The following is a 15,480-nucleotide window of genomic DNA, read 5'->3' as shown; positions in this document are numbered from 1 at the left end:
AAAAGGCCTTTTTTGGGAGAAAAACTAGACTAAAATCCTCAAATCAGTGATAGATTTGATCTCATCGCGGATCTTAGCTGCATCCTCAAAACGAAGGTCGCGAGAAGCTTCTTTCATAAGCTTTTTAAGCTCCTCAATTCGCTTATCAATCGACTCAGGAGTAAGAAGCTCCACCGTCTGCTTTTTCTTTGGCCCCTTCGATCCTTTTGTCCCGCGTAGAGTTTCAATCACACCTCCACTGACACTTTTTTTAATGGTCTTAGGAATAATGCCATTCTTTAAATTGAACTCTTCCTGAATCTGTCTTCTTCTTTGTGTTTCAGTGATCGCCACATTCATACTTTTTGTAGTCTTGTAGGCGTAAAGAATAACTCTTCCTTCCGAATTTCTGGCCGCACGACCAATCGTTTGAATCAGTGAGCGCTCCGATCTTAAAAATCCTTCTTTATCTGCATCGAGAATCCCAACAAGAGAAACTTCCGGAATATCCAGACCCTCTCTTAAAAGGTTGATCCCGACCAGAACATCAAATTCACCTAAACGTAAATCGCGGATAATTTCCATGCGCTCAAGTGTATCGATATCAGAGTGCAGGTAACGAACCTTGATTCCACTTGATGTATAAAATTTCGTTAACTCTTCTGCGAGTTTTTTCGTCAGAGTTGTAATCAGAACACGGTTGCCTTTAGCAATCGTTGCACGCACTTCCTGGAGAAGGTCATCAACCTGGGTCTCTGCACTTCTCACTTCAATAATTGGATCTAATAAACCTGTCGGTCTAATGATCTGCTCGACATACTCTCCGTTGGTTTTTTCCAACTCATAATCGGCCGGAGTTGCCGATACATAAAGCACCAGGTCTTGCCTGCTTTCAAATTCATTAAATTTTAAAGGACGGTTATCAAGCGCAGATGGCAAACGAAAACCGTAGTTCACCAGGTTTTCCTTTCTAGCGCGATCCCCTCTATACATCCCACCAACCTGTGAAACGGAAATATGAGACTCATCAATAATCATTAAAAAATCTTTATCGAAATAATCAATTAATGTTGGAGGAGGGTCCCCTGCTTTAGCCCCAGTTAAGTGGCGCGAGTAGTTTTCAATCCCCGAACAAAACCCTAACTCCTCCATCATCTCGATGTCATAAAGAGTTCTCTGTTCAATTCTTTGTCGCTCTAATAATTTTTCCTGAGCAATGAATTCCTGAATACGCTCGCGAAGCTCTTCTTTGATATGGGTCAGAGCTTCCTTCATCTTGGCCTCACTAACAACATAGTGAGATTTAGGAAAGATAGTGACCCCTTTAAGTGATTCAATTACTTTTCCACGAAGTGGATCGACCATCGCAATGGTTTCAACTTCATCACCGAAAAATTCTACACGAACCACGTTACTTTCTTCGTGGGCCGGAAAAACTTCCACCACATCACCACGGACGCGGAAACATCCGCGCGAGAAATCAATATCGTTTCTTTCATACTGGATAGAAACCAGAGTTTTTAAAAAGTCATCGCGGTCTAAAACTTCTCCGACAGAAACCTGGGCCTTCATTGCCGAATACTCTTCTTTAGAACCGATACCATAAATGCACGAAACCGAGGCCACGACGATAACGTCTTGCCTTTCAATTAAACTTCTCGTGGCCGAGTGACGAAGCTTTTCAATTTCATCGTTAACGGCAGAGTCTTTTTCAATATAGGTGTCTGTCCCGGCAACATAAGCTTCCGGTTGATAATAATCATAATAAGAAACGAAATATTCAACGGCGTTGTGAGGAAAGAATTCTTTGAATTCTGCGTATAACTGCGCCGCCAGAGTTTTATTGTGAGCTAAAACCAGCGTCTTTTTTCCTAAGGCCTCAATAACGTTGGCCATAGTAAAAGTCTTACCGGAACCCGTTACCCCTAAAAGCGTTTGTTTGGTTTTTCCCGCTTCAAAACCTTCAACCAATTCCTTAATCGCTTTAGGTTGATCTCCACCTGCCGGCCAGGGAGTGACAAGCTTAAAAACTGAACTTTTTTCTTTATTATTTTCTTTCTTCATTGATGTTTTCTTCTATAATACTCTTATGAAAAATATACTACCAAGTCCACTAGAGTACAAAAATAATAACCTTTATTTTGATGGAAAACGCTTAGACGCTATCGCAGCTAAAAAGCGCACACCTTTTTATTTATACAGTAAAAAAACTCTGCGCCATTATTACGAGCACTTTAGTAAAGCTGCCGTTAAGAATAACCTACCTTCTCCATTGGTATGTTACGCATTAAAGGCCAATTCAAATAAAGAAGTCCTGGCCCAGTTAAAGAAAATGGGAAGCGGTGCAGATGTCGTTTCAGTTGGAGAACTTAAAAAAGCGCTTAAAGCTGGAATTGATCCACAAAAAATCGTTTTCTCTGGAGTCGCTAAAACTGCTGAGGAAATCCGATTTGCACTAAAATGCGGGAAAAAAGGAATCTACTCTTTTAACGTTGAATCCATTGAAGAGTTACAGCTCATCAATGAGATCGCTAAAAAAGAAAAGCGCATTGCCCGCGTAGCTTTCAGGCTTAACCCGCAAGTGAGTGCTAAAACACATAAGCATATTTCTACTGGAAATAAGACTCACAAGTTCGGTCTATTAAAGGCCGACATCGTTGAGGCCCTGGAAGCAAGAGAGTTCTGGACGAATACAACTCTTGTGGGACTTAGTATCCATATCGGCAGCCAGCTAACAGAAATGAAAGCGACAGTTAAAGCGATTGAAGAGATTTCAAAGCTTGCCCTAAGTATTGATGTGGCCCTTGAGTTCTTAGACTTAGGCGGTGGCCTTGGAATCGATTACACGGCCGAAGAAAAAACGAAGCTTACCTCAATCGACACTTATATGAAAACAGTGGCTGACGCCCTGGAAAAATACTACTACTCAAAAACTGATCACTGCCCACGTGTTGTGTTCGAACCAGGCAGAATCATCGTTGGGAAAATGGGTGTTCTCGTCTCTCGCGTTGTGCGTACAAAAGTCTCAGACTCAAACCACTTCACGATTATCGATGCGGGAATGAACGATTTGATCCGCCCTGCTCTTTATGAAGCCTACCACGAAGTGCTTCCTGCACAAGCATCTAAGAAATTAATTAAGACAGATATCGTGGGACCAATTTGTGAAACATCAGACTGCTTTGGAAGTAAAAGAAAACTTCCTGCCCTTTCTGCTGGCGACCTGGTCGTTATCGATAACGCCGGAGCTTACGGACAGACGATGGCCTCAAGTTATAACGAAAGAGAAATCGCGACAGAGTACTTTGTGTAATGAAAACAAATCTCGCACGTTTTGTTTTTTTTGCCCTTGTTCTTTTTGCCTTGAGCCCTTATTCATCAAGCGCTCTTGCCCTATTGGCCGGGATTATCCTGGCCAGCACTCTGGGAAATCCATTTCCTGAGTTCACTAAAAAACATACTTCTACACTGCTTCAATACTCCGTTGTGGGCCTTGGAGCGGGAATGAACCTTAAAGTCGTCGGCGTTGTCGGCGCTCAAGGTGTGGGTTACACCATTACCGGGATTACTCTCACTGCGATAGTTGGTTACGGCCTTTCAAGGCTACTCAAAACACCAAACATTCTTTCGACACTTATCACTGTGGGAACAGCGATCTGCGGAGGAAGTGCTATTGCCGCGACAGGGCCGATTATTAAAGCAGAACACGAAGACATGTCTGTTTCATTAGGTGTGGTTTTTATCTTAAATGCTTGCGCTCTTTTTATCTTTCCACCGATCGGTCACTACCTGGGATTAACTCAGCACCAATTTGGAATCTGGAGTGCCCTGGCGATTCACGACACAAGCTCAGTAGTGGGAGCTTCCATGCAATATGGAGCTGAGGCACTGGAATTAGCAACGACGGTTAAGCTGGCCCGCGCTCTTTGGATCATCCCCATCAGTCTACTCTTTGCTTTTTTTATGAAATCAAAAAGTAAAATCAAAATGCCATGGTTTATTTTTGGATTTATTTTAGTCGCGGCCTTAGTGACTTGGGTCCCGGCCCTCTCAGAAGCAGGTCATGTGGTTTCTCGAATTGCCAAACAACTCTTGGTCCTGACACTGTTTTTCATTGGGATTAATTTAAACCTGGAATCTATTAAACGCGTAGGAGTTAAGCCGCTTCTTTTAGGTTTTATTCTTTGGGTAGTCGTGGCCACAACAACAGTCATGGCCTTGAAACTTAACTGGATTATTTAATTTTACAGTTCTTTACGTGCTCTGTGATTTTTTCCGGCATCCCTTCATACAAGAAGCCAATATACTCACGCCCTGCGATTTTCGGAATACTCCACGTATAACTTGGGTATTTTTTAATATAGACATTTTTTGTCGCGCTTGGAAGTTTCTCCCACTCTTTAATCGACCACTTTTCAAACTCTGGGCAAGCAACCTGGTAAGCGTGAATGCGCTCATGATTAATTGTGAGCGCCATATCTTTAATAACACTATCAGCAGTTGCATCCGGCGTGTGAATCGAAGCATATGGGTTTAAACCAATCAGTGCGACTCTGCCTTTTAAAGAAAGCTCTAAATCTGCAACTGTCACTTCCGCTTCTTTTTCTACACGCGCTTTACAGTTTTTTCCGGCCGTTTGAGTGTTCAGCCATTTTTGGTACGCTTTCACATCTTCATTTAAAATTGAAAATCCTGAAGCACTCATCGCTAATGAATCCGGCCCAATTTCTGCTGGGCTAATCCAGTTTCTATAGACGAAATAACAGTACGCAATCCCTGAGAGGTAGTTTGGGTCATTGAACATAAAAAACTGGATTTTATCGTCAATAGGTGCTGTTGGAGCACCGACTTGGGAAGGAGTAATCGGAGTGATGTCCTGAGTTTTATTAGCGAGAAAAAACTTCTGATGAATCGTCTCACAAAGTGGAAGACTATTTGGATTATTTTGCAAAGTCGTTTTACATAGACTTAAAAAATCCGAGGCCGGCTCTGGTGCTGCTGCAAAAACATTAAAAGAAACTAAAAGAAGTAATAAGTATTTCATAAAGGCCCCTTAAACTGTCTTAATAAATTGCTCGCGAGGAAATCTCATACGTGGACCGTACACTCCCCCCTCATCTCTTTTTCCTGCACTAATAATCATAGCGATGTCGGCCCCACAAGGAAGACCTAAAATCGACTTCACTCTCTTTGAATCAAAACCTTCCATTGGGCATGTGTCGTAACCGTGAGCTCTAAAAGCAAGCATCAAGTTCTCACAAGCTAAGGCGACCGATTTTGCGGCCCAGACTTTTAAACCAAATGAACTGATAGGTTCGCGAGGAACAACTTTAAAAAAACCGATGAGCGTGTTCATCAACCATTTAAAAGGTGTCAGGATATTAAACCATCCCACTGTATAAACGAAGGGAACAAGTTTACCATAATAAGTCAGGGCGACTTTTGGTGTTTCCACTGGTAGTTTTTTGAACTCTGCGAGCATCTGTTTACTGTGAGCACGCCATGTATCTCTGCGGGCCACGCACACAATAAGCTCTGATGCCGTTTTAGCTGCCGACTGAGAAAAACAAGCAAAAGCAATCTGCTCTTTAATCGCTGGAGTTGTTATGCGGTAGAACTCCCACTGCTGAAGATTAGATGAGTTCGGAGCTAATAGCGCCATATCCAGGCAGTCATTAACAACGTGATCCGGAATTTTTTCACTGGTGTATTTTCTTACTGAACGGCGGGCAAGAACAAGTTTTTTAAATTCAGAAGGATTGTAATAATCCATTCCTTCTTTTTGAAATGCTTCATTGCCTTTGAATGTTCCGTCCATTTCCGTAAAGACGTTTTTTTGTTCACTCATAGAGTTTTTTCCATATTAAGATTGGTGATTTCATATCCAAGTGATTCATAAAGACCGCGTGCCACTTTATTGTGGCCAAAAACATGCAGGCCGATGTGGCGAAGACCAAGTTTTCTCACTTCGTCTTCTAAAAGCACCATCGCTTTTTTGCCGATGCCTTTTCCTCTGGTCTCTTCATTTAAAACGATATCGTAGATGTAGCTTTTACGATTGTCGGGAGCGCCTCTGACTCCAAGCCAAAGTGTCCCGACCCAATCGTTGTCTGCTTTTATTGAAAAAATGTATTGATCTTTGGACTTCAGACCTTCAGGTAATAACCTTGCAAAATCTTCGTCCGCTTTTTTTTGAGCTTCCGCGAGAGTCGATCCATTCTTCACGATCTCATCGCGGTAGTTTGTTTCACTTTTTGCTCTCCAGATAACATATTCCGCTTCATTCATCGGAACAAGGAGAACGGCACTCACTACTTGTAACTCCAAGTGTATGTTCCATCCGGGTTGTCTTTAACCACAACTCCAAGCTCATTTAAACGGTTTCTGATTTCATCAGACTTCGTCCAGTCTTTTGCCGTTCTTGCTTCTTTTCTTTGAACTAGAAGGTCTTCGATTTCCGCATCGCTAGCACCAGCTGTTCCCGACAATGCCTTTCTTGCAAGGTTAAGCTGTCTTAGGATTTCTTCCGGGTAATCATGGATAAGACCAGTTGCTGCTTTCATAAAGTTTACAACTTCTGTTAACTCAAAAGCATACTCATCGCTGTAGCCATCTTTGGCCATGCGGTTGTAGTCTTTGATTAAGCTAAAGAAAACTCCCATAGCTCCTGGAACGTTAAAGTCGTTGGCCATTTCGCGTTTGATTTCTTCGTGAGCTTTTTTAACTTTCTCCACTTCAGAAGCAGGCGTTGATCCTTTTTTGTGTTCACCAAATAAGTGAATTGTAAATTCATGGATACGCTCAATCTCTCCAATCGCGCGAGTAATTGAATCTTCCGTCCATTCTAGTTTTGATCTGTAGTGAACAGATAAAAGAATATGGCGAAGGATTGCTCCCGAATAAGTTTCAGTGAATTTTCTGATCGTCACCACGTTACCAAGTGACTTACTCATTTTCTCTGAACCAAAATTTAAAAATTCATTATGGGCCCAATTGTTACAGAACGGGCATCCGTTAGCTGCTTCCGATTGAGCGATTTCGTTTTCATGGTGTGGGAATAATAAATCCACTCCACCGTGGTGAAGATCGATTGTTTTTCCTAGGTGTTTTTTTGCCATAGCTGAACACTCAATGTGCCAGCCTGGGCGACCTTTCCCCCATGGAGAATCCCAGCTCCAGCCTTCTTCAGGTTTTGCCGGCTTCCATAGTACGAAGTCAGAAGGGTGTTTTTTATGTCCATCAGTCTCAACACGAATTCCGTGCTGAAGTGACTCTAATTGAACCTTAGAGAGTTTTCCGTAGTCTTTAAACTTTGGAACATTGTAAAGAACTTCCTGCCCACCATCTTTTTCTACTGTATAGGCATAGCCATTTTTAATTAAGTCTTCGATCATCTGAATGATCTCTGGCATTGTCTCACTGACTGTCGGCGTGACAGAAGCTGGAAGCATCCCTAGGTGTTCCATATCAGTGTTACACTCGCGGATAAATTCATCAGCGTGCTCTTTCGGGTGAATCCCACGTTGGCGAGCGGCCTCTAAAATTTTATCGTCAACGTCTGTGTAGTTGCGAACGAATTTTACGTTGTATCCAAGAGTCTTCATCGTTCTGTGGAAAAGATCTCCAACAACTAATGCACGCGCGTTTCCAACGTGAAGGAAGTTATAAGTTGTCGGTCCACAACTGTAGAATTTAACCTGGTTTGAATCGATGGGTTTAAAGACTTCTTTAGAACGAGTAAGGTTGTTAAAAACTAGAATTTCCATTTTCTTCCCAATAATTAGACTTTTTTAGTAACCCTAAAAGTCTAACATAAAAAAGGCCCAAAAAGGGCCTTTTCGCTATTGGAAATATGAATTAATTTTGTCGTTTACCGAATTTTTATCACTGTGATTTGAAAGCGAGAATTCCTGTGCCAGTAACTCACGGCACTGATCTAACATTTTCTTTTCTCCGAAACTTAGGGCCTTTTTCTCTTTTAAAAGGAAAAGCTGGCGCAGAACTTCAGCGATTTCCACTACAGAACCCGTTTTGATCTTAGCTGAGTATTCTCTATATCTGCGATTCCAAGTTGAATTATCAACTTTAATGTCATGGTCCTTTAAAAGCTTATAAACTTCTTCTACTTCAGAGTCACCAACTAGCCCACGGATTCCCGTTTCACTGTCAGTTGGAACCATTACCGTCATCCCATTAGCTAGGATTTTGATAATGTAGAAAGTCTTCGTCTGAGCGCCCATTTCTCTTTCTTCAATATCGCAAATCTGGCCGACACCGTGTCCGGGGCAGACTGCATAATCTCCAATTGAAAACATTTAGACCTCCAAAATATTAATCCCTCAGATCATAACGCAGAGAGGCTCAGGCTTCAATAAACCCTGTAATATCTACATATAAGGCTTAATTTTTAAAGAAATTGGAGGTAAGGCCAAAAACCCACCCAACATAAATCTGTCTAACCCTTAAACACCCTTGAATTTATCACTCGGGGCCCTCCCATCCCACTCAATTTAGCCTCAAAATAGCTTCACATAACCACTATGAGGATATTCCCGTGAAACATGCTTTAATGATCGCCCTAGTTCTTCTTTTTTCTGCCTGCAAGATTGAAACGCAGAAATTAACACAGGATATGGCCGCCTCAGATGCCCTATTAAAAGATAATCAAATTGCTCTTGAAGCAGACGTAAATAACTCTGAAGAAATCGCCCGCTTCAAAGAAGAGCTGGAGAGAAAACAAGCAGAAAATCCTGACCAAATTTTTGAAGTTGTTTCAAAAGAGCAGGTCTCAGGAAATGTGATTCTTTCAGGCCTAAAAGATGATCATCTATATAAGTCGAAAAATTTCTACATCTTTATTGGTTTAGGAAGTGCATCAAAAGATGAAACCATTCAAAAAGCTGATTGGGATTCTATCTACTACATCATGAATTACGTCACAAAACTTAAATTCCGCGTGATGATTAACGTACAGGCCACAGCTGAGCATTTAAAACTTGCGGCCAGCGATGAAGAAACATCAGTCATTCTTTGGAGCTCTCACGGAAATAAAAAGGCCTTCTATGACTACAATGGAAATCCAGTTCCCTACGATATCTTTAAAACAAAAAGTAAAAATTTCTACCAGCTCATTCTTTCAAGCTGTGAAGGAAGAATCGCTCTTGATAACAACTACATAACAACAGGTTTAAAAACCTGGGCATGGTCTGGCTTAACAAACTCTACTGATCTTAAACAATTCCTGGTTTCTGATAAGTGGTCAGCACAAGATGGAGCGATCCTTTCAACTCCAAAAAACAACGTGACTTGTACTACGGCCGGAAATCAGTACGCACTGATGAGAGCATCTACGCGCACAGAATATTACGGTTATCCACTCAAATCACTTAGTGACTGTACTGCAAGAATTCAAACAATGAAAAATAATAAGATCTGCTCAAGAGGTGATGAAGGAATCAAACAAGTTGATATTGTCACTCTGGAAACGTCTGATGAAACATACGAGTCGTTCGAGCAATGCCAGGACTAAAGAAGCTCTCCAAAGTTTCCGGTTAAAATTCTTTTGGCTTCCTTTACCGGGAGCCAAAAGAAATCAAAAACCATCCCGTTGTCTTCTCCATCACTTTTGACGACATGAGACCATCTCTCAAGTAATTCATCTGAGGAAAAAGAAAAATAATGGCGGTAATTGACCTCTGGTTTATCTTTGCGCTGATAGATCGTCTCGCCAATTTTTCTGAATGCCGAAGGGGCAATGACTAATCCCGACTCTTCGAGGATTTCGCGGGAAAGAGCGATTTGAAAATCTTCACCATCTTCTAAAGTTCCCCCAACAACCTGAGTGCCGGCCTCTGGAAAATCAGCATGGTCAAAAACCAGGACCTCACTGCCAGACTTTCTAAAAATGTAGGCGATAACTTTTGTTTTTTCCTTCATGGATTTGAGGATGAAGGTAAATGAGATTAAAGACAAGATAAAAACGTGCGGATCTTTTGGGCACTAAAAGATCCGCGCGCCTTCTTATGGAAGCTCTCTTAATCAAAAAGCTCTTCTAAAAATGACTTCTTTCTTTTAGTTTTGTAATAATCTGTTTTATAGATCACGTCGTTGAGCTTTTCACGGCTCATTTCTCTGGGCGCTTCTTCGCTGGCCCTGGTTTTTTCAAGGAGTTTATCGAGCTCTCCTCTATCCAGCCAGATTCCACGGCAGTTAGGACAATAATCAATTTCAATTCCCTGACGATCAGTCATCGACAATACAGAATCAGTGCAACTCGGGCATTTCATATGTTAGGCTCCTTGATTCGTTTATGGTAATGGCAATGGGGACTTAAAAAAAATTGATAATTGCTAAGGGATTCTTCGTTTATCTTGATGGATGTGGCTTCTTTAAATAAAAAAGGCCCGGAAATCCGGGCCTTTCTTTATGCTCAATTTAATTAAAAATTAGAATCTAGCTTTTACTTCATTCTTATCGAAGAAGTAATTAATTTCTCTTTCAGCAGATGCTAGAGAGTCAGATCCGTGAACAGCGTTTGCTTCGATTGACTTAGCGTATAGCTTACGAAGAGTTCCTTCTTCAGCTTGAGCAGGGTTAGTTGCTCCCATGATTTTTCTGTTTTTCTCTACAGCGTTTTCGCCTTCAAGAACCATAAGAACTACTGGACCTTCAGTCATGAATCCAACTAGTGAACCAAAGAATGGTCTTTCTTTGTGCTCGATATAGAATCCTTCTGCTTTTTCTTTTGATAAGTGAGTAAGTTTAAGAGCTGCGATACGAAGACCTTCTTTTTCGAAACGTGCGATTACGTTTCCGATGTTGTTGTCAGCTACTGCGTTTGGCTTAATGATTGAAAATGTTCTTTCCATTTGTATGTTCTCCTTTAAAGAATCTATAAACTATGAGTTTCTAATTGTTACGTTTTTTGCTTTCATCGCTTCTTCAAGCTTAGAAGCCAGGTCCGCAGGTGATCTTGCCACCGTGATACCACACTCTTCTAGAACTTTAAACTTAGCTGCAGCTGTATCATCTTCTCCAGAGATTAGAGCACCAGCGTGACCCATTCTCTTTCCTTTTGGAGCGGCTGCTCCAGCGATAAATCCTACAACCGGCTTTTTCATGTTCTTTTGGATCCATCTAGCAGCATCAGTTTCAGCTGAGCCCCCGATTTCCCCGATCATGATTACACCATCTGTGTCCGGATCTTTATTGAACATCTCTAAAACGTCAGTAAAGTTTGTACCGTTTACAGGATCCCCTCCGATACCAACACATGTTGATTGACCGATACCACGAGCTGTTAGCTGTCCAACTGCTTCGTAAGTAAGTGTTCCAGAACGAGAGATGATCCCGATTCTTCCTGGAAGGTGGATGTGACCTGGCATGATACCGATTTTACACTGACCTGGAGTGATAACCCCTGGGCAGTTTGGACCAACAAGTCTTACTTCTGGGTTTCTTGATAGGGCGTCTTTTACTTTAACCATATCTAGAATAGGAATCCCTTCAGTGATTGTGATGATGATTGGAAGTTTTGCTTCGATACACTCTAAGATTGCGTCAGCAGCAAACGGAGGTGGTACGAAAACCATCGCTGCATTAGCTTCTGTCTTTTTAACAGCTTCTTTTACAGTGTTGAATACCGGCCATCCTTCGTGAACCGTTCCACCTTTACCAGGTGTAACCCCACCAACAACTTTTGTCCCGTAGGCTTCAGATTGTTTAGTGTGGAAAGTTCCTTGTTTACCAGTAATACCAATAGTGATTAGACGTGTATTTTTATCGATCATGATGGCCATGATTATGCTCCTTTTGCTGCAGCTACTACTTTTTTAGCAGCATCGCCAAGGTCGTTAGCAGATGTGATTGCTAGACCTGATTCGTTTAAGATTTTCTTTCCAAGCTCTACGTTTGTTCCTTCAAGACGAACAACTAGAGGAACGTTTAGAGATACAGCGCGAGCTGCAGCTACTACACCTTCTGCAATAATGTCACACTTCATGATTCCACCGAAGATGTTAACAAGGATTGCTTTTACGTTTGGATCAGAAAGGATGATTCTGAAAGCTTGCTCTACAGCTTCTTTCGTAGCTCCACCACCTACGTCCAGGAAGTTCGCCGCGTTTCCGCCGTGAAGTTTTACGATGTCTAGAGTTGCCATAGCGAGCCCAGCACCGTTTACAAGACAACCGATGTTTCCATCAAGTTCGATATAAGAAAGACCGTATTTTGAAGCTTCAACTTCTTTTGCTGATTCTTCAGTCAAGTCTCTGTAGGCCGCGATTTCAGGGTGTCTGAACATGGCGTTTTCATCGAAGTTAAGTTTAGCATCTAGAGCGATGATTGTGTTGTCAGCAGTTAATACAAGAGGGTTGATCTCTGCGATTGAACAGTCTGATTCAGTGTAAAGTTTGTATAGACCTTTGTAGAAAGCGTCCGCTTCTTTTGCTTGAGCAGCATCTAGGCCTAGTGCATTTGAAAGAATTCTTCCAATGTATGGTTGGTATCCTGCTCCTGGTTCAACAGGAACTTTTACGATAGCTTCTGGATTTTTGTGTGCTACTTCTTCAATCTCCACTCCACCTTCTTTTGAGGCCATGAATGTAACTTTAGAAGTGTTTCTGTCTAGAACGATCCCAAGGTAGAATTCCTTAGCAATGTTACAGCCTTCTTCGATAAGAAGAGTGTTTACTTTTTTTCCTTCTGGACCTGTTTGGTGAGTCACAAGCGTTGAGTGAAGGATGTCTGTCGCGTATTTTTTTACTTCGTCTAATGACTTAGCAACTTTTACACCACCAGCTTTACCTCTACCACCTGCGTGGATTTGAGCTTTAACAACCCAAACTTTTCCGCCAAGAGCTTCAGCTCCCTTTACTGCGTCTTCAACTGACTGTGCAGTTTTTCCGTTTAATACTTTAATACCAAATTTGCGCATCAAATCTTTTGCTTGATACTCATGGACGTTCATAGATTCTCCTCTAAAGAGTTTGTGTGAAATGACTAGATGATAGTAAATAAGACGCCGTTCATAATAATAGTCAGGCATAAGTCCTTAAAGGAACATCGCAAAAATTGATGAAAAAAAATGCCAAATCGCGAACAATTTTTTACCCTAGGGCTGCCTAGGGATCATTCTGGGCAAAAAACAGGCTTAACAATATGCAAAGTAAACAATATTTCTCTCTTGAACCTGCGCGCTTTAAACTGGATGGCGGTGCTATGTTCGGAATTATCCCCAAGCCCCTTTGGAACAAAGTTCACCCGGCCGATGAACTCAACAGGATCGAATTAGCACTGCGTTTAGTGCTTATTAAGGATGGAAATAAAAATATCCTTATCGATACAGGCATCGGCGACTACCACGGCCAGAAGTGGGATGAGCGCTTTGGAGTTGTGGGCAAACCCTCTCCGCTTGAACTTGCTCTAGAAGAAGCGGGATTAAAACCAGAGGACATTACAGATTTAATCATCTCTCACCTGCACTTTGATCACGTCGGTGGAATTGGCAAAATGGTGGATGGAAAAATTGAACCGGTTTTAAAGAAGGCCACTGTTCACTTACATAAAAAACACTACGAATACTCTCACCACCCGACAGACAGAGACACAGGGTCATTTCAAATTGAATACTTTGAGCCAGTGATTAAGTGGTATCAAGATCATAATCAAGTGCATTTTGTGGATGGGATGGAAGGAGAAATCTTTCCTGGAATGAAGTTTAAATGCTCAATGGGGCACACGCCTTACCTGCTTCATGCCTACGATGACAAAATCATTTATATGGCCGATCTTATCCCGACATCAAACCACGTGCACATTCCATGGGTCATGGGCTACGACATTTCTCCCGGAGTGACGACAGAAGATAAAAAAGTCTTCCTGGATTTCATTGAGAAAAAAGGGCTGACGATGATTTTTGAACACGATCCACTTTTTTATGGATCGACTGTTGTTAAGAATGAAAAAGGTGATTTTACGTGTGGGAAGAAGCTTAATTACACCGCTAAAGCGGCCTATTCTATTCTTTAATTAGTTGCCGATTTTATCGATCTCTGCGGATAAAAGCGTAATATTAGCATCAATCTGCGACTTGATATTTTTGTAACGCCCTTCAAATCTTGCTCTGAGAGCATTTTTTTCGGTGCTATTAAACTTCTTAAGTTTTTTCGTTTCTTCAATCATGTCAGAAGCAAGTTCGCCGATTTGTTTTCCCATCATCATTTGCGTTTTAAATGAGGCAATTTTATTTTTTGGAGCTTCTTCATCACCCTCAAACTTCTTTGAATTCTCATTTGCAGCGACAACCAATGACTGAATGATTGGAGAGACTTCTTTAATATAACCTCTTTCAAATCCGTCCATATCCTTTGCTCTCTTCACACTCTCCAGCGTCAGGATATAGTTTTCCATGGTCTTAGTTAAAAGCGACTGGAAAGTCTGAAGGCGCTCAAGCTTATCAGTAAACGGCTTCATCTTTTCTTCTGTGATGCGCTCGCGGTACTGAGTAATTTTTGTTTCAAACTCGCGAGGTGTGCCTGCATAGATCAGGGCCGAGGTATGGTAAGTGAACGTCGTATTAAGTTTCTTAAAAAACCCAATATCATTTAAAAACCTGAACTTTCTATTTAAGAAGTGAATGCGTCTTCCGGTAAAATCGATATTGTATTCACCCGGAACAAACTGCGGCCCTTTAGTTAACTGCATGCGCGAGAATTCACCCAGGTGATTGCGGATCACTCCGCGAACCAAGATCTCAACATCCTCAGTTCCCAGCGTGCGTTTTGGCAATGACTGCATTTTAATAATTGAAACAATCTCGCCTTCTTTGTTTGAAGAAGCATAAAGAGTTTTTCCATCGAGAGAAAGCGCCATCGTCATGGCAAAAGAAGGAGTCTTTTGGGTCGCCACTTCCTGAAGTTTTTCCAGGTAGACCGGCATCATCCCTTTGATCCTGATTTGGATCGCTGAGCTTTGCTCGTTAGTATAAAACCATCCCACAACCAGAATAAAAATAGAAACGATAAGCCCTAAAATGACTTTAGGATCAGTGAGAGAAAACGTGTCGCGCTCTTCTTTTTTAAAGGAGCGTCTTTTTCCGTCTGGGTTTAAAATCGCATCAAGAGGAATTGGAGGTGGTTCATCCTCATCCATTTCAGCAGGAGCTGACTTCTTGGCCGCTTTTGGCATCGGCGGAGGCAAATCATCCGGAAGATCAGGAAGCTCTGGTAGCTCCGGTAAAGTGGCCTTTGGCGCCGGAGTTGGAACGGGTGGCGGTGCTGATTTATTGACTAAAAACTTAAGCTCTTGGGTCTTTCCCAAGGCCTCCCATTTTTCGGCCCCTTCGCGCCATACCAATGACTGAGCATTGATCTCGCCAACGCTAACAAACTCCTCCATTTCCTGCAGGGAAAATGGACCGAGGTGGTGGGTGCCTTTAAATATAAACCATTCTTTATTCATTTGATCTTTTAATGATATACTCACACTAAATTTTGGTAAACG

16 protein-coding genes are annotated in these 15,480 nt (G+C 41.8%); 4 read left to right on the top strand and 12 right to left on the bottom strand.

All coding sequences use genetic code 11. From position 1 onward, the window contains the following. Positions 1-24: 24 nt before the first annotated feature. Positions 25-2,043: an excinuclease ABC subunit UvrB gene (gene uvrB / locus ACN20O_RS15940; RefSeq protein ID WP_491635019.1), complete on the bottom strand. Its 2,019-nt coding sequence runs from the start codon at positions 2,041-2,043 to the stop codon at positions 25-27. A 25-nt stretch (positions 2,044-2,068) separates the two neighbouring features. Here uvrB and lysA point away from each other — a divergent pair, with 25 nt between their 5' ends. Together lysA and ACN20O_RS15930 are read left to right on the top strand one after the other, a co-directional pair. Further along, a complete protein-coding gene (gene lysA / locus ACN20O_RS15935; RefSeq protein ID WP_491635017.1) occupies positions 2,069-3,292 on the top strand; it encodes a diaminopimelate decarboxylase in 1,224 nt (407 codons plus the stop codon). Then, positions 3,292-4,221: a YeiH family protein gene (locus tag ACN20O_RS15930; RefSeq protein ID WP_491635015.1), complete on the top strand. Its 930-nt coding sequence runs from the start codon at positions 3,292-3,294 to the stop codon at positions 4,219-4,221. Before lysA ends, ACN20O_RS15930 begins: the two co-directional genes overlap by 1 nt. Here ACN20O_RS15930 and ACN20O_RS15925 read toward each other — a convergent pair. The 5 genes from ACN20O_RS15925 to ACN20O_RS15905 all read right to left on the bottom strand — a co-directional run bounded on the left by ACN20O_RS15925 (position 4,214) and on the right by ACN20O_RS15905 (position 8,294). After that, a complete protein-coding gene (locus ACN20O_RS15925) occupies positions 4,214-5,023 on the bottom strand; it encodes a hypothetical protein (protein WP_491635013.1) in 810 nt (269 codons plus the stop codon). The two genes, ACN20O_RS15930 and ACN20O_RS15925, sit on opposite strands and share 8 nt — an antisense overlap. 9 nt (positions 5,024-5,032) lie before the next feature. Beyond that, complete coding sequence (locus tag ACN20O_RS15920; protein ID WP_491635011.1) at positions 5,033-5,827, bottom strand: nitroreductase family protein; 795 nt, start codon at positions 5,825-5,827, stop codon at positions 5,033-5,035. After that, positions 5,824-6,291 carry a GNAT family N-acetyltransferase gene (locus tag ACN20O_RS15915; RefSeq protein ID WP_491635009.1) on the bottom strand — a complete coding sequence of 156 codons (468 nt, stop codon included), beginning with the start codon at positions 6,289-6,291 and terminating at the stop codon, positions 5,824-5,826. Before ACN20O_RS15915 ends, ACN20O_RS15920 begins: the two co-directional genes overlap by 4 nt. Beyond that, positions 6,291-7,745, bottom strand: coding sequence for a cysteine--tRNA ligase (cysS, locus tag ACN20O_RS15910; protein WP_491635007.1), 1,455 nt, complete (start codon positions 7,743-7,745; stop codon positions 6,291-6,293). Before cysS ends, ACN20O_RS15915 begins: the two co-directional genes overlap by 1 nt. 75 nt (positions 7,746-7,820) lie before the next feature. Beyond that, on the bottom strand, positions 7,821-8,294 hold the full coding sequence (locus ACN20O_RS15905) for a CarD family transcriptional regulator (RefSeq protein WP_491635005.1): 474 nt from the start codon (positions 8,292-8,294) through the stop codon (positions 7,821-7,823). Positions 8,295-8,533: 239 nt separating this feature from the next. On the opposite strand from ACN20O_RS15905, the gene ACN20O_RS15900 reads away from it, so the two are divergent. After that, positions 8,534-9,508: a hypothetical protein gene (locus ACN20O_RS15900; RefSeq protein ID WP_491635003.1), complete on the top strand. Its 975-nt coding sequence runs from the start codon at positions 8,534-8,536 to the stop codon at positions 9,506-9,508. Here the strand turns inward: ACN20O_RS15900 and ACN20O_RS15895 are convergent. From ACN20O_RS15895 to sucC, 5 genes are all read right to left on the bottom strand, one after another. Next, entirely contained in the window at positions 9,505-9,915 is a 411-nt protein-coding gene (locus tag ACN20O_RS15895) for an NUDIX hydrolase (protein ID WP_491635001.1), read from the bottom strand. The two genes, ACN20O_RS15900 and ACN20O_RS15895, sit on opposite strands and share 4 nt — an antisense overlap. Positions 9,916-10,013: 98 nt before the next feature. After that, positions 10,014-10,265, bottom strand: a complete 252-nt coding sequence (locus ACN20O_RS15890; RefSeq protein ID WP_491634999.1) for a TFIIB-type zinc ribbon-containing protein — start codon at positions 10,263-10,265, stop codon at positions 10,014-10,016. Positions 10,266-10,424: 159 nt separating this feature from the next. Beyond that, entirely contained in the window at positions 10,425-10,847 is a 423-nt protein-coding gene (ndk, locus tag ACN20O_RS15885) for a nucleoside-diphosphate kinase (protein WP_102243331.1), read from the bottom strand. Positions 10,848-10,877: 30 nt separating this feature from the next. After that, entirely contained in the window at positions 10,878-11,777 is a 900-nt protein-coding gene (gene sucD / locus ACN20O_RS15880) for a succinate--CoA ligase subunit alpha (protein ID WP_491634996.1), read from the bottom strand. Between the two features lie 2 nt (positions 11,778-11,779). Further along, positions 11,780-12,946, bottom strand: a complete 1,167-nt coding sequence (gene sucC / locus ACN20O_RS15875) for an ADP-forming succinate--CoA ligase subunit beta (RefSeq protein ID WP_102243329.1) — start codon at positions 12,944-12,946, stop codon at positions 11,780-11,782. Positions 12,947-13,137: 191 nt separating this feature from the next. Here sucC and ACN20O_RS15870 point away from each other — a divergent pair, with 191 nt between their 5' ends. Then, the gene (locus ACN20O_RS15870) at positions 13,138-14,007 is read left to right on the top strand and encodes an MBL fold metallo-hydrolase (RefSeq protein ID WP_491634994.1); all 870 of its coding nucleotides are present in this window, start codon (positions 13,138-13,140) and stop codon (positions 14,005-14,007) included. Here the strand turns inward: ACN20O_RS15870 and ACN20O_RS15865 are convergent, their stop codons facing one another. Next, the gene (locus ACN20O_RS15865; RefSeq protein ID WP_491634992.1) at positions 14,008-15,462 is read right to left on the bottom strand and encodes a DUF4339 domain-containing protein; all 1,455 of its coding nucleotides are present in this window, start codon (positions 15,460-15,462) and stop codon (positions 14,008-14,010) included. It abuts the gene before it with no gap. Between the last annotated feature and the right edge of the window lie 18 nt (positions 15,463-15,480).

The sequence above is a fragment of the Bacteriovorax sp. As-1 genome (assembly GCF_058446905.1).
The sequence above is the reverse complement of the archived record's forward strand: the minus strand, read 5'-3'. Positions and strand labels throughout refer to the sequence as shown.